23 protein-coding genes are annotated in these 23,175 nt (G+C 62.0%); 16 read left to right on the forward strand and 7 right to left on the reverse strand.

The window, feature by feature from the left end:
- Positions 1–43: 43 nt before the first annotated feature.
- Genes M2396_RS07965 through M2396_RS07975 form a run of 3 tightly spaced genes read left to right on the forward strand, consistent with a single transcriptional unit; the run spans position 44 to position 4,186 of the window.
- Positions 44–1,186, forward strand: coding sequence for an iron-containing alcohol dehydrogenase (locus tag M2396_RS07965; RefSeq protein WP_259074111.1), 1,143 nt, complete (start codon positions 44–46; stop codon positions 1,184–1,186).
- Between the two features lie 46 nt (positions 1,187–1,232).
- A complete protein-coding gene (locus tag M2396_RS07970) occupies positions 1,233–2,576 on the forward strand; it encodes an MFS transporter (protein WP_101318603.1) in 1,344 nt (447 codons plus the stop codon).
- 20 nt (positions 2,577–2,596) lie between these two features.
- A complete protein-coding gene (locus tag M2396_RS07975; protein WP_259074113.1) occupies positions 2,597–4,186 on the forward strand; it encodes an aldehyde dehydrogenase (NADP(+)) in 1,590 nt (529 codons plus the stop codon).
- 55 nt (positions 4,187–4,241) lie between these two features.
- Here the strand turns inward: M2396_RS07975 and M2396_RS07980 are convergent, their stop codons facing one another.
- Positions 4,242–4,724 carry an Lrp/AsnC family transcriptional regulator gene (locus tag M2396_RS07980; RefSeq protein ID WP_259074115.1) on the reverse strand — a complete coding sequence of 161 codons (483 nt, stop codon included), beginning with the start codon at positions 4,722–4,724 and terminating at the stop codon, positions 4,242–4,244.
- 161 nt (positions 4,725–4,885) lie between these two features.
- Here M2396_RS07980 and M2396_RS07985 point away from each other — a divergent pair, with 161 nt between their 5' ends.
- The 3 genes from M2396_RS07985 (at position 4,886) to M2396_RS07995 (ending at position 7,152) form a co-directional block, all read left to right on the forward strand.
- Complete coding sequence (locus M2396_RS07985; protein ID WP_259074116.1) at positions 4,886–5,926, forward strand: zinc-dependent alcohol dehydrogenase family protein; 1,041 nt, start codon at positions 4,886–4,888, stop codon at positions 5,924–5,926.
- A 379-nt stretch (positions 5,927–6,305) separates the two neighbouring features.
- Positions 6,306–6,698, forward strand: coding sequence for a GFA family protein (locus tag M2396_RS07990; protein WP_259074117.1), 393 nt, complete (start codon positions 6,306–6,308; stop codon positions 6,696–6,698).
- 1 nt (position 6,699) lies between these two features.
- A complete protein-coding gene (locus tag M2396_RS07995; protein WP_150569538.1) occupies positions 6,700–7,152 on the forward strand; it encodes a GNAT family N-acetyltransferase in 453 nt (150 codons plus the stop codon).
- A 40-nt stretch (positions 7,153–7,192) separates the two neighbouring features.
- Here the strand turns inward: M2396_RS07995 and M2396_RS08000 are convergent, their stop codons facing one another.
- Together M2396_RS08000 and M2396_RS08005 are read right to left on the reverse strand one after the other, a co-directional pair.
- The gene (locus M2396_RS08000; protein ID WP_101318579.1) at positions 7,193–7,705 is read right to left on the reverse strand and encodes an AAA family ATPase; all 513 of its coding nucleotides are present in this window, start codon (positions 7,703–7,705) and stop codon (positions 7,193–7,195) included.
- A gap of 66 nt (positions 7,706–7,771) precedes the next feature.
- Complete coding sequence (locus M2396_RS08005) at positions 7,772–8,338, reverse strand: nucleotidyltransferase family protein (protein WP_150572980.1); 567 nt, start codon at positions 8,336–8,338, stop codon at positions 7,772–7,774.
- Between the two features lie 242 nt (positions 8,339–8,580).
- On the opposite strand from M2396_RS08005, the gene M2396_RS08010 reads away from it, so the two are divergent.
- The 6 genes from M2396_RS08010 (at position 8,581) to M2396_RS08035 (ending at position 15,817) form a co-directional block, all read left to right on the forward strand.
- The gene (locus M2396_RS08010; RefSeq protein WP_150569639.1) at positions 8,581–9,807 is read left to right on the forward strand and encodes an MFS transporter; all 1,227 of its coding nucleotides are present in this window, start codon (positions 8,581–8,583) and stop codon (positions 9,805–9,807) included.
- Between the two features lie 120 nt (positions 9,808–9,927).
- Positions 9,928–10,725 (forward strand): class I SAM-dependent methyltransferase, encoded by a 798-nt coding sequence (locus M2396_RS08015; RefSeq protein ID WP_259074119.1) that lies wholly within the window; start codon positions 9,928–9,930, stop codon positions 10,723–10,725.
- Between the two features lie 173 nt (positions 10,726–10,898).
- Positions 10,899–11,612: a helix-turn-helix transcriptional regulator gene (locus M2396_RS08020; RefSeq protein WP_259074121.1), complete on the forward strand. Its 714-nt coding sequence runs from the start codon at positions 10,899–10,901 to the stop codon at positions 11,610–11,612.
- Between the two features lie 104 nt (positions 11,613–11,716).
- Positions 11,717–13,156: an efflux transporter outer membrane subunit gene (locus M2396_RS08025; protein WP_409035082.1), complete on the forward strand. Its 1,440-nt coding sequence runs from the start codon at positions 11,717–11,719 to the stop codon at positions 13,154–13,156.
- The gene (locus tag M2396_RS08030; RefSeq protein ID WP_101318568.1) at positions 13,153–14,298 is read left to right on the forward strand and encodes an HlyD family secretion protein; all 1,146 of its coding nucleotides are present in this window, start codon (positions 13,153–13,155) and stop codon (positions 14,296–14,298) included. The genes M2396_RS08025 and M2396_RS08030 overlap by 4 nt, the downstream gene beginning before the upstream one ends.
- Positions 14,288–15,817: an MDR family MFS transporter gene (locus tag M2396_RS08035; RefSeq protein ID WP_259074123.1), complete on the forward strand. Its 1,530-nt coding sequence runs from the start codon at positions 14,288–14,290 to the stop codon at positions 15,815–15,817. Before M2396_RS08030 ends, M2396_RS08035 begins: the two co-directional genes overlap by 11 nt.
- On the opposite strand, the gene M2396_RS08040 is transcribed toward M2396_RS08035, so the two are convergent.
- Positions 15,804–16,718 carry a LysR family transcriptional regulator gene (locus M2396_RS08040; protein WP_259074124.1) on the reverse strand — a complete coding sequence of 305 codons (915 nt, stop codon included), beginning with the start codon at positions 16,716–16,718 and terminating at the stop codon, positions 15,804–15,806. The two genes, M2396_RS08035 and M2396_RS08040, sit on opposite strands and share 14 nt — an antisense overlap.
- Positions 16,719–16,837: 119 nt before the next feature.
- Between M2396_RS08040 and lysA the strand changes: the two genes are divergently transcribed.
- From lysA to M2396_RS08060, 4 genes are all read left to right on the forward strand, one after another.
- A complete protein-coding gene (gene lysA / locus M2396_RS08045; RefSeq protein ID WP_259074126.1) occupies positions 16,838–18,070 on the forward strand; it encodes a diaminopimelate decarboxylase in 1,233 nt (410 codons plus the stop codon).
- A gap of 176 nt (positions 18,071–18,246) precedes the next feature.
- Complete coding sequence (locus M2396_RS08050; RefSeq protein WP_150569547.1) at positions 18,247–18,840, forward strand: fasciclin domain-containing protein; 594 nt, start codon at positions 18,247–18,249, stop codon at positions 18,838–18,840.
- A gap of 125 nt (positions 18,841–18,965) precedes the next feature.
- Entirely contained in the window at positions 18,966–19,532 is a 567-nt protein-coding gene (locus M2396_RS08055; protein ID WP_224786382.1) for a sigma-70 family RNA polymerase sigma factor, read from the forward strand.
- On the forward strand, positions 19,529–20,203 hold the full coding sequence (locus tag M2396_RS08060; protein WP_259074127.1) for an anti-sigma factor domain-containing protein: 675 nt from the start codon (positions 19,529–19,531) through the stop codon (positions 20,201–20,203). The genes M2396_RS08055 and M2396_RS08060 overlap by 4 nt, the downstream gene beginning before the upstream one ends.
- Before the next feature lie 30 nt (positions 20,204–20,233).
- Here M2396_RS08060 and M2396_RS08065 read toward each other — a convergent pair whose 3' ends face one another.
- The 3 genes from M2396_RS08065 to M2396_RS08075 form a co-directional block, all read right to left on the reverse strand.
- Positions 20,234–21,256 (reverse strand): methionine synthase, encoded by a 1,023-nt coding sequence (locus M2396_RS08065; RefSeq protein WP_259074129.1) that lies wholly within the window; start codon positions 21,254–21,256, stop codon positions 20,234–20,236.
- A 27-nt stretch (positions 21,257–21,283) separates the two neighbouring features.
- Entirely contained in the window at positions 21,284–22,267 is a 984-nt protein-coding gene (locus M2396_RS08070) for a DUF1852 domain-containing protein (protein WP_259074131.1), read from the reverse strand.
- Between the two features lie 194 nt (positions 22,268–22,461).
- A complete protein-coding gene (locus tag M2396_RS08075) occupies positions 22,462–23,049 on the reverse strand; it encodes a TetR/AcrR family transcriptional regulator (protein WP_101318549.1) in 588 nt (195 codons plus the stop codon).
- Positions 23,050–23,175: the final 126 nt, after the last annotated feature.

The raw sequence follows: 23,175 nt of genomic DNA on the forward strand, positions 1-23,175 counted from the left end.
GATTGGCCAAAAACAAAGAAGCCAAAAGGCTCCAGGAGAGCGCATGTCCCTGATCAACTACATCACTCAAATCCAGTTCGAGGTCGGCGCGATTACGCTGCTGCCCGCCGAATGCCAGCGCATTGGTATAACCCGACCTTTGATCGTGACCGACCGCGGCGTACGCGCCGCCGGGCTGGTCGACCGCGCCCTTGACGCCTTCGAAGGCGCTGACATGGCCCTGCCGATCTACGACGCTACGCCACCCAACCCAAACGAGAGCGCAGTCCGCGAAGCAGTCGCCATGTTCCGCGAATGTAACTGCGACGGCATCATCGCCATTGGTGGCGGCTCGGCCATCGACCTGGCCAAAGGCGTGGCCGTCTGCGCCCGCCATGAGGGCCCACTGAAGCGCTTTGCCGTGATCGAAGGCGGCCTTGCCCACATCACCGCCGCCACTGCGCCAGTGATTGCGGTACCGACCACTGCCGGCACGGGCAGCGAAGTCGGTCGCGGCGCCATCCTGATCCTCGATGACGGTCGCAAAGTCGGCGTGATCTCACCGCATGTAGTCCCTAAGTCAGCCATCTGCGACCCTGCGCTGACCGTAGGTTTGCCCGCCGCAATGACCGCTGCCACCGGCATGGACGCTATTGCGCACTGCCTCGAGACGTTCATGGCGCCTGCGTTCAACCCGCCGGCCGACGGCATTGCCCTGGACGGGCTATGGCGCGCCTGGCGCTTCATCACCGCTGCCACCGCCGACCCGCACAACCTCGAAGCGCGGACCAACATGATGAGCGCGTCACTGCAGGGCGCCCTGGCATTCCAGAAAGGCCTGGGCTGTGTGCATAGCCTGAGCCACGCGCTGGGCGGCATCAATCCGCGCCTGCACCACGGCACGCTCAACGCGATCTTCTTGCCGGCGGTGATTGCCTTCAATCGTCAGGCGGCGACGATGACCGCTGAACAGAAGACGCTGCGCATTGCCCAGGCCATGGGCCTGGCTGACGACAGCCAGATCGAAACGGCCCTGCGTGACATGACCCGTGCCCTGGGCTTGCCGACAGGCCTGCGTGAACTGGGCGTCAGCGAAGCGATGTTCCCAGGCATCATCCAGGGTGCCCTGGCCGACCATAGCCACCGCACCAATCCCCGTGAAGCCAGTGCCGAGGACTACCGCTGGATGCTCGAGGCGTCCATGTAAGCCCAAGCCAGCAACTAATCCCCAATAACAATAAAAGTGAACAGCCATGACCAGTAAATATGCGCAAGCCGAGCTTGACCGCACTGCGGATACGGTAGCCAGCCGAAACCCATTCAAGAAATACCAGTTCATCACTGTCAGCCTGCTGCTGGTGATCGGCATCATCAACTATGTCGACCGCAGCGCTCTGTCGATTGCCAACACCTCGATCCAGCGCGACATGGCCATCACGCCTTCGCAGATGGGCATTCTGCTGTCGGCGTTTTCCCTGGCTTATGCCTTCTCGCAACTGCCGCTGGGGGTGATCATCGATCGCCTGGGCAGCAAACTCTCGCTCGGCGCCGCCCTGTTGGGCTGGTCGGTGGCGCAGACCGCCTCGGGCCTGATCAACAGCTTCTCGGCATTCATCGGCCTGCGCATCGCACTGGGCATCGGCGAAGCGCCGATGTTCCCCTCGGCGGCCAAGGCCCTGGCGGAATGGTTCGAGGCAGAAAAACGCGGGACGCCCACCGGCATCGTGCTGTCCTCGACCTGCATCGGCCCGTGCATCGCCCCGCCGCTGCTGACCCTGCTGATGATCAACTGGGGCTGGCGCGGGATGTTCATCGCTACCGGCGTGTTCGGCATCGTCATCGCGCTGTGCTGGTTCGCCTTCTACAAGAGCAAGGAGCGTTACCTGGCTGAATTGCCTGCCGAAGAACGCGAGCGCCTGCTGGCGTCGCAGACTCAGCAACAGGCCAACGTGGCACCAAAGCCAAGTTTGAAATCCCAGCTCAGCGCCTGGGCTGAACTGTTCCGCCACAAGAGCACCTGGGGCGCAGTGCTGGGCTTCATGGGCGTGATCTACATGCTTTGGCTGCACCTGACCTGGCTGCCCGGCTACTTCGAGCGTGAGCACGGTCTGGGCCTGTATCAGACCGCCTGGGTGGTGTCACTGGCTTACGTGTTCGGCGCCTTGGGCACCATCGTCGCCGGCCGGCTCTGCGACCGCCTGGTGAAAAAAGGCGGCACGGTGCTGGGCAGTCGCAAACGGGTGGTGATCAGCGCGTTGCTGGCTGCAGCGGCGTTCACCGTGCCCCTGGCCTTTGGCAGCGGCATTGTGCTCAGCCTGGCCCTGCTCTGCTGCGCCTTGTTCAGCATCAACATGGCCAGCTCCACCGCCTGGATGATCGCCAACACCATCGTCGACAGCCGCCAGGTCGCGTCATTCGGCTCCATTCAGAACTTCGGCGGCTACCTGGCAGGATCAGTGGCACCGATCGTCACCGGCTTCAGCATTCAGCAATCGGGTTCGTTCGCCTCGGCATTCCTCATCAGCGCCGTCGTCGCAGCGGTTGCCGCCATGGCTTACCTGTTGCTGTTGAAGCAGCCGATTTCTTCTGACAAGTAACTGGTTTACGGAGTAGAGCAATGCCACTTACCGGCGAACAAATAATCGGGCATCAACTGATTCGTGGCCAAGGCCGTGAACTGCTGGCGATCAACCCCGCGACTGAAGAGGCCATCCCCACCCCTGTGTTCAACTGCGCCAGCGCCAACTTGGTCAATCAGGCGTGCGAGCTTGCCGACCAGGCGTTTGACAGTTTGCGTTCGACCAGCCCGGAACGGCGCGCGCAGTTTCTCGAAGCGATTGCCGACGGTATCGTCGGCCTGGGCGCAACGCTGCTTGAGCGCGCCCACAGCGAAACCGGGCTGCCTCTGGCCCGCCTGGAAGGTGAGCGCGGGCGTACCGTGGGCCAACTGCGGCTGTTTGCCTCGGTGCTGCGCCAAGGCCGCTGGCAGCAGGCGACCTTCGACTCTGCCCTGCCCGACCGAGCGCCACTGCCGCGCCCGGATCTGCGTATGTGCAAGGTGGCGCTGGGACCTGTGGTGGTGTTCGGCGCCAGCAATTTCCCGCTGGCGTTCTCGGTCGCGGGCGGCGACACGGCCTCGGCACTGGCCGCAGGCTGCCCGGTGATCGTCAAGGCGCACCGGGCACACCTGGGCACCAGTGAGCTGGTCGGGCGCGCGATCCAACAGGCTGTGCAGCAGCTGGAACTGCCCGAAGGCACTTTCTCGCTGGTGGTGGGTGACGGCAATGACGTAGGCCAACAACTGGTCGCCCACCCGGCCGTCAAGGCCGTTGGCTTCACCGGCTCGCGCCGCGGTGGCCTGGCCTTGCTACGGGCAGCCGCGGCGCGTGCCGAGCCGATCCCGGTGTACGCCGAGATGAGCAGCGTCAACCCGGTGTTCCTGCTGCCAGGCGCACTGGCAGCGCGAGCCGAGACAATAGCCGCAGGCTTTGCCGACGCGCTGGCACTGGGCGCCGGCCAGTTCTGCACCAACCCAGGCATCCTGCTGGCCGTTGCAGGGCCTGAGCTGGAAACGTTCGTTGCCCGTGCCGGTGCCTGCCTGGCTGACAAGGCCAGCCAGACGATGCTCACACCGGGCATTCACCAGGCATACCTGACCGGCCTGCAACGGATCGCTGCGCAGCCCGACACAGCACTGGTCGCCGCTGGCCAGCCGCCTTCTGGTGCGACGCAAGCGCAGGGTCATTTGTACCGCACGACCTTCGCCAATGTCGCGGCCAACCCGCAGCTGCTGGAAGAAGTGTTCGGCCCTGCGGCAATCGTCATCAGCTGCCAGAGCGTGGACCAGATGCTGGCCTTCGCCAGGTCGCTTGAAGGTCAGCTGACGGCAACCCTGCAGTTGACGGAGCAGGACCTGGAGGTTGCGCGCTGCCTGGTTCAGACGCTGGAGAAGAAAGCCGGCCGGCTGCTGGTCAACGGCTTTCCTACCGGCGTCGAAGTCTGCGATGCGATGGTCCATGGCGGCCCCTTCCCGGCCACCTCCGACAGCCGCAGCACGTCGGTCGGCTCAACCGCCATCGAGCGCTTCCTGCGACCGGTGTGCTATCAGAACCTGCCGGATGCCTTGCTGCCTGACGCGCTCAAGCAAGACAACCCACTGCAGATCTGGCGCCAGCTTGACGGGGTAACCACAGCGCCGCTTGGCTGAATGAGCTTCGCCAGTAGCCAGCGCGTACGGTGCCCTGGTTACTGGCATCCGCCTGTCAAATACTCACCAGCTCGGTCACCGGCAGTCGATTGGAAGTCTTCAGCTCACGCAGGGAAATATTGGACCTGATACTGGAAACGCCCGGCAGGGTCCTCAGCACTTTTTCGACAAACCGGCTGTAGCTGTCGAGATCTCTAGCCACTACCTGCAACAAAAAGTCGGCCTCCCCAGTGGTGTTGTGACAGCTCAGCACCTGCGGCGCCGATTCGATGATCCGTTCGAATTTTGCAGTCGCTTCCTCACTGTGGTCCGTGCAGGAAATCTGCACGAAAGCCATCACCCCAAGGCCCAGCTTCTTCCTATTGAGCACTGCCTGGTAGCCTTCGATGACCCCACACTGCTCCAGGCGCTTTTGCTTTCGCCAACAGGAGGCTTCGCTCAAGGACAACAGCTCGGCAAGCTTGACGTTGGACAGCCTGCCGTCGCGTTGCAGTCTGTCTGATATCGCAACATCTACCTTATCCAGGCGTTCGGTCATGAAAGGACTCTTCAAAAGAAATGACTTTAAGCGAAGTTAATTTCAGCCAACCCTCAAAGTCAATTGCACTCTGAAAGGCAATTTCAGCTTGATTGCGGATAATTGACCGCACCCCAAGCGCTGAACCAGATTGTGCTGCCATGCACACGGAGATCGTTGCCATGAAAGCTGTAGTGTACGAAGCCTTTAACCAGCCACCGCGCCTGATGAACGTCGCCGACCCAACCCCGGAGCGCCACGGCGTGGTCATCGAGGTCAAGGGCACCGGCGTATGCCGCAGCGACTGGCATGGCTGGAAAGGCCATGATCCCGACATTCAGTTGCCACACGTGCCAGGGCATGAACTAGCCGGAGTCATTGCCGAGGTCGGCAGCCACGTCAGCCGGTGGAAAGTCGGTGACCGCGTTACCGTACCGTTCGTGGGGGGTTGTGGGGCATGCCCGGAATGCAACAGCGGCAATCAGCAGGTCTGCCACAGCCAGTTCCAACCTGGCTTCACCCACTGGGGCTCGTTCGCCGAATACGTAGGCATCCACCACGCGGATCTGAACCTGGTCGCGCTACCCGAATCGATGGACTATGCCACTGCTGCTAGCCTGGGCTGTCGCTTCGTCACCTCATTTCGCGCGGTAGTCGATCAAGGCAAGGTCAGCGCGGGCCAATGGGTCGCCGTGCACGGCTGCGGTGGGGTTGGCCTGTCCGCGGTGATGATCGCTAACGCCCTGGGCGCGAGTGTGGTGGCAGTCGATATTGCCGATGACAAACTGGCGCTGGCACGCACGCTGGGCGCCGTTGCCACGATTAACGCCACTCAGGTGGCGGACGTTGCCGAAGCGGTGATGGAGATTACCAAAGGCGGTGCGCATGTATCGCTGGACGCGCTGGGCCATCCGACTACCTGCTTCAACTCGATCAATAACCTGCGCCGTCGCGGCAGGCACGTGCAGGTGGGCCTGATGCTCGCCGACCACGCCAGCCCGGCCGTGCCGATGGGCAAGGTGATTGCGCACGAACTGGAAATCTGCGGCAGCCATGGCATGCAGGCGCACCGCTACGATGCCATGCTCGAGATGATTCACAGCGGCAAGCTGGCCCCGGATAAGCTGGTGGGCAAGACCATCAGCCTTGAGCAGTCGATTGATGCACTGGTAAACATGGACCGGTTCGAGACGGCAGGCGTGACGGTGGTCACGCAGTTTTGAGGTGGTGTTGAGCCTTGCCTACTGAGGCCGCTGCGTAACTGCCTCAGCGGGCGACCAGCCCCCACCTAACGCTCGCTATGCCGCATCAGAACCAGAGCACCGGGCTGGATCCGTTCGATGCAGTCTGGTTCAGGATTGGGGGCAGCCACGCAGTGTGGAGATAACGACCTGACGATGTGAGCGTGGGAATTTGGGGCTGCTTTGCAGCCCTTTCGCGACACAAGGCCGCTCCTACAGGGACCGCGCAATACCTGCTGACGCGGTCCCCTGTAGGAGCGGCCTTGTGTCGCGATAGGGTCGCGCAGCGGCCCCATTACCCGCGACTAGACCCACCCAGCACAACTGGCTACGCTGCTGCTTCGCTCCCTTGGAGAAGCACATGACCGAAACCCATCGCGGCAGTTGCCTCTGCGGCGCCGTCAGCTACCAGCTACTCACGCCGCCAAAAGCCGTCAGCCACTGTCATTGCAGTCAATGCCGCAAAGGCCACGGCGCCGCATTCGCGTCATACGCCAGCGTGCCACGCGACGCGCTACGCATCCTCAGTGGCGAGTCGAGCATCAGGGCCTATGCATCATCAGCCACAGTAAAACGTGAGTTCTGCAGCGAGTGCGGATCAACGCTGTTCTGGTCGCGCTCAACGGGTGAGTTGGCTGACTGGGTTTCGATTGCACTGGGCACGCTCGACACACCGTTGCTGCCAGCCAAACAGAAACACGTTCATCTCGAGTCAGCAGCACCTTGGTACACCCCCAACCCAAGCGGGGCATAGGATGACTTCTGTGATTCGACCGGCAACCGTGGCGGACGCAGCAGCAATCAGCGCGGTCGTGATTGGCGCATTGCGTGTGTCCAACGCCAGGGACTACTCAGCAGACATCATTGAACAGGTGCAACGCAGTTTTTCACCCGCAGCGGTCGAGCAACTGATTGCCTTGCGTGAGGTGTATGTCGCAACTCTGCAAGATCAGGTAGTAGCTACGGCGAGCCTGGATGGCGGTGTGGTGCGCAGTGTATTTGTGAGTCCTGATTATCAGCGCCGCGGGGTTGGGCAGCAATTGATGCGCAAACTTGAAGCAGTGGCGCAAGCCAGAGGCCTCGGCGTGTTGAGCGTGCCCTCGTCGATTACTGCTCAGGCATTTTATCGGCGCTTGGGCTTCAGCGAGGTTCGCGACGAATTTCACGGTGCCGAGCGCACGATCATCATGCAAAAGACATTGCGATAGAGGCAGAAGCGGCCCAACTCCACGAGCGCACCGTGAATCCTTAGTCGAAACTCGCCAAAAACGCCTGAGTCTCTTGATCAGAACGCAAGCAAACCACCCGGCAACCCCGCGGTGCATCCGCCACCAACTGCTGCATCTTGCGCCGCGCCGACTGCCTGGTTTGCCACATGAAGCGGAAAAACTCAGGCAGATTGCCCAGCAACTCTGGGCAGTCTGCCGGCAAGTCAGGCCGGGTTCGACCACGATTGAGCAACGTCCTCAGCAACACTCGCCAGAACCGTAGCGGAGTCGATCGGTCAATCCAGATCAACAGGTCGGCGCGCGCCAGCCGATTTTCCCAGGTCGCCGAATGCCCTCCTTCGAAGATCCACCGCTCACCCGCCTCGACCTCGCCGCACAGTCGGGTCTTCTCATCCCGGCTGCGCTCAACCCAGCCGGGCTGCCAGTGAATGGTGTCGATGTGCACCACCGGCAAACCAGTGCGTTCACCAAGCTGCCGCGCCAGGGTGCTTTTGCCCGAACCCGGCTGCCCAACAATCATCACCCGTTGCATCGAAGCTCCTTTTCGCTGTGCGTGCTGAATCGAGGGGGCGCGATTGTAAGGGGGTGACCGGCACTGTCAATGCTGATCTGCCAGTTTCAGCCAAGGCCAACGCTGGCGATAACTTGCTGCCTTATCGTTGAACAAACCAGCCAGCGGGTTGAGTGGGTTGAGCCTGAGGACGTTGTGCTGCAAATCATCCAGCCCGTAGGTGCTGTACAGCTCGCCGGTATATACATCAACGCCGACGCAGGTCGAGGCGATCAGGTAGCGGTCTATGCCGTCGGTAGCCTTGCGAAGCTGCGGGTAGTCAGCACCGAATCTGGTTTTGTACCAAAGGTGAATACGGGCTTGATTGCGCACTTCGACGTTGACACCAAGGTGCGCGCAGGCCTCGTGCACACGCTGAATCACGCGATCCTCTGCTTCCCAGGAAAGATCGCTATCGAAGTAGGCAATGTCGTAGTCCTTGATGCCCCATTCGGCGTTCTGACCTGCCTGGTGATTCCAGAAGGTCTGGAACAGACACCCAGCCACCAGCATGCAGTCCGGGAGCTGCAACGTCGGCAGCAGCGTCAACAGTTGCTGGTTGATCGCATTGGTCTGGATGATCGTCAACAGGTGCTGGTTTGTCACTTGATTCATAGTCGCCGTCCATATTGGCGTAAGTCGATGCGCTCGCTCAATTCTACCGCTCCCAGAGCACGCCACGGCAAGCGTGAATACCCGACGCCGGCAGCCGCTCTGTTCAGCACCTTTCATCGATACCACTGATGATTACTATCGAACCGCACGCCTGCCCGCTTGCCGCAGGCGACTTCTATAATGCCCGCCAATCCGCCCTCTCCCGCCTGCTCAAGGCGACCTCATCCTTGGAATCAAGCACCATGCCAAGCGCCAGCCGGGCCCCTAGCGGCCTCCCTGAACACAATCAACAAAGCGTCGCACAGCAGTGGCTGGCGATCCTCTCGGTCGCTGTGGGCGCATTTGCCCTGGTTACCAGCGAGTTTCTGCCAGTGGGCGTGCTCAACGACGTCGCCCGCGACTTGGGCATCAGCGCCGGCCACGCCGGGCTGATGGTCACCGTGCCGGGCATCATGGCGGCCCTCGCTGCCCCGCTGCTGTCAGTCGGCATTGGCACTATGGACCGCCGTTACCTGCTGATCGGCCTGACCCTGATCATGATCATCGCCAACGCAGTGGTGGCTTACGCCAGCGACTTCAGCCTGCTGCTGTTCGGCCGCGTGCTGCTGGGCATCAGTATCGGTGGCTTTTGGGCCACCGCGATTGCCCTGAGTGGCCGCCTCGCGCCCAAGGGTGTCGGCGTGGCACAGGCGACCTCGATCATCATGGTCGGCGTAACCCTGGCCACCGTGCTCGGCGTGCCGGTCGGTACCTGGCTGAGCGGGCTGATGGGCTGGCGCATGACCTTCCTGGTGACCGCACTGGTGGGCATTCCGGTGCTGCTGGCGCAGGTACTTTTGCTACCGCGGCTCAATCCGGAAAAGGCCATCCGCGTCAGTGACCTGCCGGCGTTGTTCATCAATCCGCAGGCGCGGATTGGCCTGATTGCCGTGTTGCTGATTGGCCTGGCGCACTTTGCGGCATACACCTACGTGGCGCCGTTCTTCAAACAGAATGCCGGCTTCGACGGGCCGACCATTGGCTCGCTGCTGTTGCTGTACGGCGTGGCCGGTGTGCTGGGCAATATCTTCGCCGGCTTTGCCGCCAACCGCAGCGTGCGTCATACCCTGATGCTGGTGGCTGTAATGATCGGTATCAGCACTGCACTGTTCCCCCACTTCGCCACCGGCATGACCGGCGCGGCCATCTTGATTGCGCTGTGGGGCTTCGCCTTCGGTGCGTTCCCGGCCTGCGCCAGCATCTGGATGTTCATCGTTGCACCCAAGGACGTCGAACGCGGCATGCCGCTGTTCGTGGCGATGTTCCAGGTGATCATTGCGCTAGGCTCGTTCTTTGGTGGGCAGATCGTCGATCAGCTGGGTACGGCAGCGTTGCTCAGCCTGGCAACTGCTTTGGTCGGCTGCGGCTTCATGACGGTGCTGGTGCTGGGCCGCAAGGTCAGCAACCACCTGGCGGCACAGCCCTGCTAGATTTGAAAGCCGAAGTACTCGCTGCTCGGTGGGTTTGTAACTTGCGTTACGCCTCCCTACCGTGCTCACTGAGCAACCAGCCGGCCTGATCACCGGCACTCTCATGGAGTGAAACCGAATATGCCTTCGTTCGAGCAAATGATCGAAAGCAACCGCGATGCCTGGAACGCCTCTGCCGATGCGCATCGCAACAGTGCCACCTGGCAGAGCTTGGTGACGGAGGTTGCCCATGCGCAGTTCTCCTGCCTGGACCTGACACTCACGGCGCTGCTCAAGCAAGTAGACCTTCGCGGCAAACAGGTACTGCAGTTGGGCTGCAACAATGGCCGCGAAGCGCTCTCGTTGTATGCGCTTGGCGCCGAGCATGTGGTCGGCGTCGATCAGTCCGCCGCATTCCTGCAGCAAGCCCATGAACTCGCCGCAAGGTCGCCCCACGCTGTCGAGTTCATCGAGGCCGACATCCACCAGCTACCAGCCTCGATGAACGGGCGCTTCGATGTGGTGCTGATCACCATCGGCGTGCTCAACTGGATGCCCGATCTATCCGCGTTCTTCCGCCACGCCGCCAGCACGCTGAAGCCGGGCGGGACGCTGGCAATTTACGAAACTCACCCGTTCCTGGAAATGCTCGAACCTGAGTCCAACGACCCCTGGCGCATCAGCGGCAGCTACTTCCAGACCGAGCCTGTGGTTGAGGATAAGGCCATTGTTTATGAGGGCCAGGGTGAGGCGAATGGGGTGACGTCGTATTGGCACATCCACCGCATGAGCGACATCGTCACCGCTGTGCTGCAAGCGTCGCTGCAACTGCAGGCGTTCACCGAATACCCGCATTCGAACCGCGAAGAGCTCTATGACGTTTATGAGAGCAACGAGCTGCAGGTGCCGATGTGTTACACCTTGCTGGCAGTGAAATAGCTGCAACCGCAAGCAGGAACAAGCGCACGCTGATTGCGATAAAAAGCAATGGGCAACCGATAAACGCTCTATAAAAGCAAAATTCAGGCAGAATAAATCCCCCTAAAGAAACATGTTGCAATAAACCACCACCAGCCAACGGTATAATCAGATCCGGTCAAACGGAGCGATCCATGCAAACGCTGGGAAGGGATTATCAACACGGCGAGCACGTTGCCCATCACTGCCACGGCGAAGACCAGCTGATCTACGCCGCCAGCGGCATCATGCGTGTCAGCAGTGACGGCGGTAACTACGTCATCCCCGGCGGGCATGCCCTGTGGGTACCGGCCGGGGTCGACCACGCGATCGCCATGCAAGGCCAGGTGCGCATGCGCACGCTGCTGCTTGAAGCGCAAATCGACCGCTGTCAGGTGATCGTCGTTTCCGGATTGCTGCGCGAATTGATTCTGGCCGCGTCACGCCTGCCCGACCGGCAGGACGGCGAGCACATCCGCGCTCTGATCAAACACGAACTGGCCAACGCGGCCCACCTCGATGCCTTCGTAGCCATGCCGCAGCATGCGCGGCTGCGAGCGTGGTGCGAGCGCTTTCTCGACGACCCGGCCCAAGACCTCACCCTGGAGCAATGCGGCAGTCAGCTCAACCTCAGTGCCCGCAGCGTGGCGCGGTTGTTTCAGCGGGAAGTGGGCATGTCCTATGGCGAATGGCGGACTCGCGCGCGGGTCATGCTCAGCCAGCAGAAGCTCGCCGAGGGCAAGCCGATCCTGACGGTGGCGCTGGAGCACGGTTACGAAAGCGCCAGCGCCTTTGCGGCCATGTTCAAGCGCACGCTCGGTCAGGCGCCGAGCGATTGGCAGTTGCGCCTGCTGGGCAGCAGCGACTAGCCAGCAGGTTGTCCCGTTTGCACGCATGGTTGGCGCGCTTGCGGCAGCGGCGCAGCGGGTGCGCTGAGTAACCTCGCATCACAGCCCCTGATGCGACATTTGTGATGCCTTTACGCCAATCCTCCCCCCGCCCTACCCGGTTTGCCTTGGCCATGCTCTGTGCGCTGACTGCCTGCACCCGGCAACCTGTGCCCGCGCTGCCCCCCTTGCAGCTTGATGCCCTGGCCAGCGCGCCCATCGGTACCAGCAGGCAGGCCCTGCCCGAGGACTGGTGGCGGCTGTTCAATGATCCGCAGCTTGACCGCTGGGTACAGCGCGCCCTGGCGCGCAATCAGGACCTGGCCCAGGCCGAAGCCAACGTACAGGCGATGCTGGCGGGCATTGCCGAGTTCGACGCCCAACGCTGGCCCGCCACTGCACTTGGCCTGGCAGCCACTTACGGTAAAACTGCCGATGATCAGACCCTGGCCAAAGCCACCGACAGCCACGCCTCGGCGCAGTGGCAACTCAATCCGGACATCGAGCTGGCCTATCAGGTCGATATCTGGGGGCAGGTACGCGCTGCCATCGAGCGCGCCGCGGTGCAGGCCGACGCCAGCGCCGCAGCACTGGACCTGGTGCGCCTGAATGTCGTCACTCAAACCAGCCGCGCCTACGTCCAGCACTGCACCTTCAGCGCCCGTCTGAACCAGGCCAGGCAATCCCTGCACAGCCTGGAGCGCAGCGTGCAACTCAGCCAACGTCAGCAGCAAGCGGGCATCGCCACCGAGCTGGACCGTGAGCGCCTGCTCGCACTGCGAGAGCAGCTGCGCGCCGAATTACCGTTGCTCGAAGCGCATCGGCAGATGGCCCTGTACGAGCTGAACATGCTCAGCGGCCAGGCTGCGCCGGCAGAGGCCATAACCTGCGAAAGCCCGCCCACGCTGGCGGCTGCGCTGCCGCTAGGCGATGGCTGGCAGTTGCTCGAACGCCGCCCGGATGTGCGCCAGGCCGAGCGTGAGCTGCGCGCCGCCGGGCTGGACGTCGAGATCGTCACCGCCGACCTCTACCCCAAGGTCAGCTTTGGCGCTTCGCTGACGGCCGCCGACCAACACCTCGGTCACCTCGGCGACAGCCGCGCTGTGATGTTCGGCATCGGCCCGCTGATCACCTGGCAGTTCCCCAACGTGCGCGCCAACCGCGCCCGAGTGCGCAAGGCCGAAGCCTTGCAGCAGGCCCAACGGGCTCATTACCAAGGCGTCGCGCTGGCCGCATTGAAGGATGTGCGCCAGGCCCTCGCTCGCTTCGACGGTGAGCGGCGAAGCCTGCTGGCCGTCACCGCTGCGCTGGAGCACGGTCAACGTGCGCATGCACTGGCCGACTTCAATTACCGCGCCGGCGCCCTCGACGGCCTGGCGTTGCTCGACAGCGAACGCGAGCTGATAGGCCTGCGCGCTCGCCAGGTCGACGCCCAAGGTCGTCTCGCCCAGGCCCAGATCAACCTGTTGCGCGCCCTCGGCGGCCGCTGGCAGGCACCCATCAGTAAAACCGGAACCCAACCATGAACAGTGCCGTACAACCCACCGTGCCCAACGCTGCCGAGCAGCGCAGTAAAACCACAACCCGGCGGCGCCTGGCGCTGACGCTAGCGCTCGCCGTGACCGTGGTCGCGCTGGTGGCGCTGGCCAGTTATTGGTGGGCCACGGGCCGCTATCTGCAGAGCACCGATGACGCCTACATCAAGGCTGACTGGGTGGCGCTGAGTTCGCGCGTGGCGGGCAATGTGGCGGCCGTTGAAGTCGAAGACGACCAACCGGTCAAGGCCGGAGACGTGCTGGTGCGCCTGCACGATCGCGACTACAGCGCCCGCCTTGATCAGGCAAAAGCCGGTGTTGCCCAGGCGCAGGCGGCACTGCTCGCAGCCGCTGCCAGCCAGCAACTGGCGGCCGAGCGGATCACCCTGCAACGCCAGGCCATCCTCCAGGCGCAGGCCGCCCTGCGCAGCGCCAAGGCCGAAGCACGCCGCAGCCAGCTCGATGTCCAGCGTTATCGCGAACTGGTGCGTGACCACGCCGCCACCGCGCAACGGCTGGAAACCGCCACCAGCCAGGCCAGCCAGGCGCAAGCGGGCGAGCAAGTCGCCCAGGCCGCACTGCAGCAACAGCAAGCGCAACTGAACATGGCCAAACTGCGCGCCGCGCAGGTCGATGCCGAACTCCAGCAGTGCCAAGCGACCCTTTCCCGCGCGCAAGCCCAACAACTGCTGGCCGAGCAGGATCAACAAGACACCGTGATTCGCGCCCCGATCGCCGGGGTGGTCGGCCAACGCCGAGTTCGCGCCGGGCAATATGTGGTGCCAGGCCAGCCGCTGCTGGCAGTGGTGCCGTTGCAGCAGGCCTACGTCGTGGCCAACTACAAGGAAACCCAGCTGGAGCACATGCGCCCCGGCCAGCCGGTACGCATCGCGGTCGACAGCTTTTCCGACCACGACCTGCAAGGGCATGTAGCGAGCTTGTCGCCGGCCTCCGGCAATGTCTTCGCGCTGCTCCCGTCCGATAACGCTACCGGCAACTTCACCAAGATCGTGCAGCGCTTCCCGGTACGCATCCTGCTCGATCAACCGTTGCCGGATCTGCCGATCCTGCCCGGCATGTCGGTTGTGACACGGGTCGACACGCGCCCGGGGGCAAGCACCGATGAGCACTGAGCAACCGGTATCGTTGCGTGCCTGGGTGGCAGTGCTGGCGGGGCTGTTCGGCTGCTTCATGGCCGGCATGAACGTACACGTCACCAGCGCGGCGCTGCCCGAGATTCGGGGTTCGCTGGGGGCCAGCTTTGAAGAAGGCTCATGGATATCCACGGCCTATCTGGTCGCAGAAATCGTGATGATCCCGCTGACCGCCTGGCTGGTCGAAGTGTTCTCCCTGCGCCGAGTGATGTGGACCGGTTCGTTTATCTTTCTGCTCGCCTCGGTAGCCTGCTCGGCGGCACCCAATCTGGAGACGATGATTTTCATCCGGGTCATTCAGGGCGCGGCTGGCGCGGTGCTGATTCCGCTGTCGTTCCAGCTGATCATCACCGAGCTACCGGCGCGCAAGATGGCCATGGGCATGGCCCTGTTCAGCCTGGCCAACAGCGTCGCCCAAGCCGCCGGCCCGTCGCTGGGCGGCTGGCTCACCGACGCCTTTTCGTGGCGCTGGATCTTCTACCTGCAACTGGTGCCGGGTATTGCCTTGCTGCTCGCCATCGCCTGGTCGATCGAAGCCAAACCGATGCAGCTGGCGCGCCTGCGCCAAGGCGACTGGCTGGGCGTCGCCGCCATGGTCATCGGCCTGGGCGGGCTGCAGATCGTGCTGGAAGAAGGCGGCCGCCTCGACTGGTTCAGCTCGCCGTTGATTGCCGGCCTTAGCCTGATTGCCGCCGTTGCGCTGGTGCTGTTCGTGGCGACCCAGCTGTTTGGCTCACGTGCCTTCATCAATCTGCGCCTGCTCGGCCACTACAACTTCGGCGTGGCCAGCGCGGCGATGTTCATCTTTGGCGCGGCTACCTTTGGCCTGGTCTTTCTGGTGCCCAACTATCTGTCGCAGCTGCAGGGTTTCAGCGCCCATCAGGTCGGCGTGGCGCTGATTGCCTACGGCGTGGTGCAACTGCTGCTGGCGCCACTGATGCCCCGCCTGATGGGCTGGACCAGTGCCAAGTTCATGGTCGCCAGCGGCTTTTTGATCATGGCACTGGGCTGCTGGTTGGGCGCGTGGCTGAGCGCCGATGCCGGCAACAACGTGATCATTCCCTCGACCGTGGTGCGCGGCATTGGTCAGCCGTTCATCATGGTGGCGTTGTCGGTGCTGGCCGTCGCTGGCCTGGACAAGCGCCAGGCCGGCTCAGCCTCGGCGGTGTTTTCCATGCTGCGCAACCTCGGCGGGGCCATCGGTACGGCGGGGTTGACGCAGATCGTTGCCAGCCGCGAACGGCTGCATAGCGAGCGCTTGCATGAGCACGTCACGCTGTTCTCGCCCGCCCTGCAGGAGCGTATCGGCCAACCGATGCAGAGCTGGCTGCTGCAGCAGCAACAGCTGCTCGAAGGGCTGGCCGGGACGATCCGCCGCGAGGCCTACCTGATGGCCTACAGCGATGCATTCTATGTGTCGTGCCTGGCGCTTACCGCCTGCGCAGTCGCGGCCCTGCTGCTGCGCTCGGAACGGGCAAAGGAATCTACAGCCCCGTAGCCAAGGCATCACTCAGCTTGCGCGCTTGCGCCCGCATTGCCTGGCAGAAACGATCGACCGCCGCCGAGCCGGGGCGGTGGTCTGGGCGAACCAACATCACTTTGTAGGGTACGCAGACACTCAGCCTGCGTATCGACAGGCCACTGCGCGCAGCGTCCAGGCCACTTAGCGGATTGATGACTGCCACGCCCAGCCCTTGCCTGACCATCGCGCATACCGAGGCGGCATTGGTCGTCTCGATGACGGTGCGCCGGTTGACGCCTGCCGCGCTGAAATGCTGATCCAGCTGCTGGCGATAGGTATCCAGGCTGGAGAGGTTGATGAAATCAACCTGGTGAAAGTCACCGAGCTCAAGCTGGCGCTTGTCGAGCAACGGGTGCTGATCCGGCAATAGGCAGACCATGCTTGCGCTGAACAACAACTCAGCGACGGTCCCGTGTGGCGTTTGCTCGACCTCGGTGAGCCCAAGGTCATGCTGTTGTGCAATCAGAGACTCTTCCAGCAGTGGCGACTCTTGCGCTTCGATCCGCACGCTCACGCCGGGGTAGTGTTGATGAAAGCTTTGGCACACCTCTGGCAGTAACGTCTGCGAAAACAGTGGCAGGCAAGTGATCGCCAACCTGCCCTGCTCAAAGTTGCGAATGGCCTGGGCACAGCGATCGATACGCTCCAGAGCGATATACGACCGCTCCACTTCCTCCAGCAGCAGCAACGCCTGCGCCGTCGGCTTCAAGCGTCCTGCTTCGCGGTCAAACAGGCTCAACCCCACCAGTTGTTCGAACCTCGCCAGTTCACGGCTGACGGTAGGTTGCGAGGTGAACAGCAGGCGTGCAGCCCCGGTCACGCTGCCGGCTGACATGATGGCCCGAAAGATCTCGATATGACGAAATGTAAGCTTCACAGCGGCACCGACGCAGCAGAATTGCCATATCAGATATGAATTGCTGACACATAAAAAGCTATTTTTATAAATACGTCGCTTACCGCAACCTTGGGTCCCTCCCGTACAAGGATTACCCCATGCCTGAATCCACCCCCTTCCACTTGCTGGCCAGCGCAGTTCGCCGCCATGGCTCGCCGTTGTGGGCCTACGACGCAAACACCATCAACGCCAGGATCGACCAGTTGCAAGGCTTCGATCTGGTTCGCTATGCGCAGAAAGCCAACCCGAATCTGCATATCCTGCGCCTGATGCGCGCGCGAGGCCTGGCCCTGGATGCGGTATCACTGGGCGAAATCGAACGGGCCCTGGCTGCAGGCGCCACGCTCGATCGGCAGCCAGCAGAGCTGGTACTGACCAGCGATGTGCTGGATCGCGCGACGCTGGCGCGGGTGGTCGAAGCGGGCATCGAGGTCAATGCGGGCTCGATCGACATGCTCCGACAGCTGGGCGAATGCTCCCCCGGGCACCGGGTGTGGCTGCGGATCAACCCGGGCTTCGGCCACGGCCACAGCCGCAAGACCAACACCGGCGGCGAAAACAGCAAGCATGGCATCTGGCACGAGCAACTCGGCGAGGCCCTCGACTGCATCCGCGCTCACGGCCTGCACCTGGTGGGCGTGCACATGCACATCGGCTCAGGTGTGGATTATGCGCACCTGGAGCAGGTCGCCCAGGCGATGGTCGAATTGGTCGGCCGGCTGGACATGGATATCGAGGCGTTCTCGATCGGCGGCGGGTTATCGGTACCGTACCGGGACGGCGACACTCCGGTCGACATCCAGCGCTATGCCCGGACCTGGGCAGCGGCGAAAAGCCAGATCGAAACAATGCTTGGCCATGGCGTGCGCATGGAGATCGAGCCGGGGCGGTTCTTGCTTGCCGAGTCGGGCTACCTGGTGACCGAGGTGCGTGCGGTCAAGCAGATGGGCGGCAACCGCTTCATCATGGTCGACGCCGGCTTCAACGATTTGCTGCGCCCGGCGCTGTATGGCAGTTATCACCGGATGACAGTGCTTGATGCCAACGGCAATCCAGTCGAGCGGCCATTGCAACTGACTCAGGTGGCTGGCCCGCTGTGCGAGTCGGGCGATGTTTTCACCCAGGACGAGCACGGGCTGGCGGCGCAGTTGTTACCCCAGGCCTGTGTCGGCGACCTGCTGGTGATCCACGACGCAGGGGCCTACGGCGCCTCCATGTCGTCGAACTACAACAGTCGGCCGTTGTTGCCCGAAGTGCTGATCGAGGATGGCGATATTCGTCTGATAAGACGCCGACAAACCATTCAGGCGCTATTGGACCTGGAACTGTAAGAACCACGCTGATCGACTCGGGCCGAGCCGATCAGCGACATTTCACCAGCGCCAAGCGACACGCTTGTCCCGCCCTGAAAATAAAACTTGCCCCACTGCATCCAACCCGCCACCCACCGCGTATATCAAGCACGGACAGACCTTCCTGGCCGATACTTCCTGCAAGGATCACCACCATGAAACGCACTGCATTGAAAACGCAGCTGGTCGCCAGCCTGCTGACGCTCGCCTTCGCCGGTAATTTCACCATCAGTACCGCGCAAGCGGCGAGCATGAACCAGGACAGCGTCATGGTGGGCGGCCAGAGCATGTTGCCGAGCAAGGACATCATCGACAACGCGGTGAACTCTGCAGATCACACTACGTTGGTCGCCGCAGTGAAAGCGGCCGGGCTGGTCGACACCCTCAAAGGCAAAGGCCCGTTCACCGTATTCGCGCCGGTCAACTCAGCCTTCGCGGCATTGCCCGCGGGCACTGTCGACACGCTGCTGAAACCGGAAAACAAGGCCAGCTTGAGCAAACTGCTCACCTATCACGTCGTTGCCGGCAAGCTCGACATGGCTGCCCTTGCCGCCAAGATCAAGGCGGGCGGCGGCAAAGCCGAACTGACCACCGTGGCGGGCGGCAAGTTGTGGGCGATGATGAACGGGCCGCACAACATCACCCTCAAGGATGAAAAGGGTGGCGTGGCCGACATCACCACCTACGACGTGTACCAGTCCAACGGCGTGATCCAGGTAATCGACAAGGTCCTGATGCCTAAAGGCTGAACCCTGCCGCCGCGCCCATCGGACGGGGTGCGGCGGTATTGGCCAGGCGCCGCTCAGTGAATGGCCCGTCCCCATTTCCTACACTATTCTCTGACTGCAATCGAAGCCTCGCATCACTCAACCCGATTGCCTGGAGAACAGCTATCTCAATCGCCGAAAGTGACCAGTTGGCGCAGCTCCTGGCATCCACTGCGCTGGGCGACCGACGTGCCTTCGAAACGCTCTATCGCAGTGTAAGCCCGCGCTTGCACGGGATTGCCCTGCGTTTCATGGGGCGCGGCGATCTGGCTGAAGATGTGCTGCAGGAGAGTTTCGTGCGCATCTGGCATAACGCCTCCCGCTACCAGGTGCACATTTCCGCGCCAATGACCTGGATGATCAACATCACTCGCAATCAGGCCGTGGATCACCTGCGCAAGCAACGTGAACGCTCGCTGAGCGATGTCGAAGCGCAGCTGCTGGAGGATCAAGGTCCTTCCGCGCATGAGCAATTGAGCACTGCCCGCGAGGCTAGCGCGCTGAACCGCTGCCTGGACACGCTTGAAGGCATGCAACGCCAGTCGATCGCCGTCGCGTATTTCCAGGGTTTGTCCTGTGCCGAACTCGCCGTCCACCTCAAGGCTCCATTGGGCTCGGTCAAGTCGTGGATCCGCCGCGGTATGGAGCGCCTGCGCAGGTGCCTTGAATCATGAACTACCAAACCCCTGCCCTGCGCCGTGCCTTGGCTGGCGACTACGCCGTCGGTTTGATGCCGGCGCTGGCGCAGCGGCGCTTTGAACGGCTGTTGCTTGAAGACAAGACGCTGCGTGCAGAGCTTGCCCAGTGGCAAACCTGCCTGGCCAGCATGACCGAGACTATCCCAGAGTCGCCCGTTGCCGAGCATGTCTGGCAGCGGATCAGGGCACGCATCGAACCGCAGCCGGTCACTGAACCGGCTAAACGCGGGTGGTGGAACGGGCTGCGTATCGGCGTGGTGGCTTGTGCGCTGGCCGTGGCCGTGGTGTTTGGCGTGATCCACAACCTCGACGACAGCCGCTACCGCGCCACCCTGCGCAGTGACACTGCGCAGGCTGTGTTCCGGATTGACGCTGGTGCAGACCAGTTGCACATCGAAGCGCTGGCACTGACTGCAATTACCCCGGCGCACAGCCTGCAACTCTGGGCGATCGCCGCGGGCAGCAAGCCGGTCTCGCTCGGGGTGATCGCCGCGACTGGCCGCAGCACGCTCAAGCTTGATCAGGCCCAGAGCCGATTGCTCGGCAAGGCCGTGGTGTTGGCGATCAGCCTTGAACCGAAAGGCGGCTCGCCGACCGGTCAACCGACCGGGCCGGTACTGTACAAAGGTGCGCTGGCGGATCTGTAGACCAGACCCGCCACTGGCCCGGCAGGGGCTTCAGAGCTCTCGGCGAACGATCTCTGCACCCGCACTCAGCGCGCTCAGCTTGCCCTGGGCAACCTGCCGGGGCAACGGCGCCATGCCACAGTTGGTGCACGGGTACAGCTTGTCGGCATCGACGAACTGCAGCGCTTTGCGCAAGGTGTTGGCCACGTCCTCGGGCGTTTCGATGGTGTGGTTCGCCACATCGATCGCGCCGACCATTACCTTCTTGCCACGGATCAGCTCGATCAGGTTCATTGGCACATGGGAGTTGTGGCATTCGAGCGAAATGATGTCGATGCTGGACTTCTGCAGTTTCGGAAATGCCTCTTCGTACTGACGCCATTCCGAGCCGAGGGTCTTCTTCCAGTCGGTGTTGGCCTTGATGCCGTAGCCGTAGCAGATATGCACCGCGGTTTCGCACTTCAGGCCTTCGACTGCCCGCTCCAGGGCAGCAACGCCCCAGTCGTTGACTTCGTCGAAGAACACATTGAAGGCCGGTTCGTCGAACTGAATGATGTCGACGCCGGCCGCTTCCAGTTCCCTGGCTTCCTGGTTGAGGATCTTGGCAAATTCCCACGCCAGCTTTTCACGGCTTTTGTAATGGCTGTCGTAGAGCGTATCGATCATGGTCATGGGGCCCGGCAGTGCCCATTTGATCGGCTGATCGGTCAGCTGGCGCAGGTACCTGGCGTCTTCGACAAACACCGGTCTTGTCCGCGCAACAGCGCCTACGACGGTTGGCACGCTGGCATCGTAACGGTCACGGATCCTGACAGTTTCGCGCTTTTCGAAATCAACCCCGCTCAAATGCTCGATGAACGTGGTGACGAAGTGCTGACGGGTTTGCTCACCGTCACTGACGATATCGATGCCCGCCTGTTGCTGCGCTTGCAACGACAGACGCAGAGCATCCTGTTTACCCTCAGTCAGTTCATCGCCTTGCAGCTTCCAGGGCGACCAGAGTGTTTCGGGCTGGGCCAGCCAGGAGGGTTTCGGCAGGCTGCCGGCAGTCGAAGTGGGTAGCAGTTTTTTCACGGTAGATAACCTTGCTTTGTTAACGGCTCAAACCGCGTAGTTGGCGGCCCACTGTTCGAGAACAGCGCGGTGAGGTTTGATGAAGTGTTCGGCGACGAACTGGCCCTGCTCTTGCGCCAGCCGGCTGCGCTCTTCGCGGTCATAGACGATGCGCGTCAATGAATAATCTTCATGTTGCAGGCTTGGCCGGTACGACTTGCCCGCGGCAGAATTGGCGTTGTAGATCTCGGGACGATAGATCTTCTGGAAGGTGTCCATCGTGCTGATGGTGCTGACCAGCTCAAGCGTTGTGTAATCGGCCAGCAGATCACCCGAGAAATAAAACGCCAGCGGCGCAACGCTGTTGGGCGGCATGAAGTAACGCACTTTCAAGCCCATCTGTTTGAAGTATTCATCGGTCAGCGAATAATCATCCTGGCGATACTCGATACCCAGCACCGGGTGGTGATTGTCGGTACGCTGATACGTCCTGCTGGTGGAAACGCTCAGGCAGATAACCGGGGGCTTGGCGAAGTGCTCGCGGTAGGCGCTGGACGTGACAAAGTGCTGGAACAGCTTACCGTGCAGCTCACCGAAGTTCTCCGGAACGGCAAACTCGGACGCGCCTTTGTTGTGCTGCAACAACAGCACACTGAAGTCGTAATCGCGCACGTAGGAGGAGAAGTTGTTGCCCACCATGCCCTGGGTGCGCTCGCCGGTGACGCGATCGACTACGGTCGCTTTCAATATCTCGATCAACGGCAGGCCGCGCGCGCTGTCAGGTGCACCGAGGTCCATTTCAACCGAGATGATGTCCAGTTCGACGCTGTAGCGATCCGCTGTCGGGTTGTCCCAATGGGCCAAGGCATTGAAGCGGTTGTCGATCATCTGCAGGGTGTTGCGCAGGTTCTCCCGGCGATTACTGCCGCGCGCCAGATTGGCGAAGTTGGTGGTAATGCGGGTCTTTTCGCAGGGTTGATAGTGTTCGTCGAAACGAAGACTTTTCAGGGTAAAGGCAAACTGGTTATTCATCGCAACCTGACATCCTGTTGAGCGAGATGAAACCCGAAACCCGAACGCACATTTCCAGCAGTGGGCAACTCGGGCTTCAGTTTTATCGCGTAACTAAGTAGGACGTAGTCTAGGTTGCTAGTTGTGTGCAAACTAATGAAACGATTTCACAGCATCATTAGGCATATTCATGCAGGTATCCAGAGGTCCTTGGATCATGCTCTAAGCAGCAAACCGCGCAGCAGCAACTCCAATGCCGCGCTGGCCCGCTCCAGCCTACGGGAGGCTTGGTCGCCCTCCGCGATCCAGAACGCCGCTTCCGACAGACTGCCATAGATCAAGGATGCCAGCGCTTCCGAGTCTGCCTCGGCTACTACGCCTTGCGCCATCAGTTCATCTATCAACCCCGTCATCGACTCGACACAGTGGCGCTGCGCCTCGGCCGAGGCAGGGCCCAGCACCGCTCGGGCATCACGCAGCAACAGGCGCTGGATTTCCGGCTCGAGGGCCATCTGCAGATAGGCCTGGCAGCGACCGCTGAAGCCTTCCCAGGGGTTCTCAGCGGAATCAGAAATGGCCTGCAGCCGTGCGTCCACCTCGCTGTCGACCTGCTCGACTACCGCCGCCAGCAGCCCTTTCTTGTCACCAAAGTGGTGATATAGCGCGCCGCGGGTAAAGCCCGCCTGGGCGGTCAGGTCATCCATTGAAGTGTCGGCATAGCCACGCTCGGTGAACACCTTGCGCGCGGTGGCGAGCAAGGCTGCGCGGGTTTCTTCCATCTCGACACGGGTGCGACGAACCATCTGCGTTCTCCTGGCTACGGCCTGAATGATGATTTACATACGCAGCGTATGAATATACGATCGCTTTCATACACAGCGTATGTATTTTCCCTGCATGGGCAATGCACATGCAAGTCGGCATTTCAG

The organism is Pseudomonas sp. BIGb0278, from assembly GCF_024809895.1.
Classification (GTDB): domain Bacteria; phylum Pseudomonadota; class Gammaproteobacteria; order Pseudomonadales; family Pseudomonadaceae; genus Aquipseudomonas; species Aquipseudomonas shirazensis.

Coding starts and splice junctions, on each gene's coding strand:
- M2396_RS07965 (WP_259074111.1), top strand. CDS start 44: ATGTCCCTGATCAACTACATCACTCAAATCCAGTTCGAGGTCGGCGCG.
- M2396_RS07970 (WP_101318603.1), top strand. CDS start 1,233: ATGACCAGTAAATATGCGCAAGCCGAGCTTGACCGCACTGCGGATACG.
- M2396_RS07975 (WP_259074113.1), top strand. CDS start 2,597: ATGCCACTTACCGGCGAACAAATAATCGGGCATCAACTGATTCGTGGC.
- M2396_RS07980 (WP_259074115.1), bottom strand. CDS start 4,724: ATGACCGAACGCCTGGATAAGGTAGATGTTGCGATATCAGACAGACTG.
- M2396_RS07985 (WP_259074116.1), top strand. CDS start 4,886: ATGAAAGCTGTAGTGTACGAAGCCTTTAACCAGCCACCGCGCCTGATG.
- M2396_RS07990 (WP_259074117.1), top strand. CDS start 6,306: ATGACCGAAACCCATCGCGGCAGTTGCCTCTGCGGCGCCGTCAGCTAC.
- M2396_RS07995 (WP_150569538.1), top strand. CDS start 6,700: ATGACTTCTGTGATTCGACCGGCAACCGTGGCGGACGCAGCAGCAATC.
- M2396_RS08000 (WP_101318579.1), bottom strand. CDS start 7,705: ATGCAACGGGTGATGATTGTTGGGCAGCCGGGTTCGGGCAAAAGCACC.
- M2396_RS08005 (WP_150572980.1), bottom strand. CDS start 8,338: ATGAATCAAGTGACAAACCAGCACCTGTTGACGATCATCCAGACCAAT.
- M2396_RS08010 (WP_150569639.1), top strand. CDS start 8,581: ATGCCAAGCGCCAGCCGGGCCCCTAGCGGCCTCCCTGAACACAATCAA.
- M2396_RS08015 (WP_259074119.1), top strand. CDS start 9,928: ATGCCTTCGTTCGAGCAAATGATCGAAAGCAACCGCGATGCCTGGAAC.
- M2396_RS08020 (WP_259074121.1), top strand. CDS start 10,899: ATGCAAACGCTGGGAAGGGATTATCAACACGGCGAGCACGTTGCCCAT.
- M2396_RS08025 (WP_409035082.1), top strand. CDS start 11,717: ATGCCTTTACGCCAATCCTCCCCCCGCCCTACCCGGTTTGCCTTGGCC.
- M2396_RS08030 (WP_101318568.1), top strand. CDS start 13,153: ATGAACAGTGCCGTACAACCCACCGTGCCCAACGCTGCCGAGCAGCGC.
- M2396_RS08035 (WP_259074123.1), top strand. CDS start 14,288: ATGAGCACTGAGCAACCGGTATCGTTGCGTGCCTGGGTGGCAGTGCTG.
- lysA (WP_259074126.1), top strand. CDS start 16,838: ATGCCTGAATCCACCCCCTTCCACTTGCTGGCCAGCGCAGTTCGCCGC.
- M2396_RS08050 (WP_150569547.1), top strand. CDS start 18,247: ATGAAACGCACTGCATTGAAAACGCAGCTGGTCGCCAGCCTGCTGACG.
- M2396_RS08060 (WP_259074127.1), top strand. CDS start 19,529: ATGAACTACCAAACCCCTGCCCTGCGCCGTGCCTTGGCTGGCGACTAC.
- M2396_RS08070 (WP_259074131.1), bottom strand. CDS start 22,267: ATGAATAACCAGTTTGCCTTTACCCTGAAAAGTCTTCGTTTCGACGAA.
- M2396_RS08075 (WP_101318549.1), bottom strand. CDS start 23,049: ATGGTTCGTCGCACCCGTGTCGAGATGGAAGAAACCCGCGCAGCCTTG.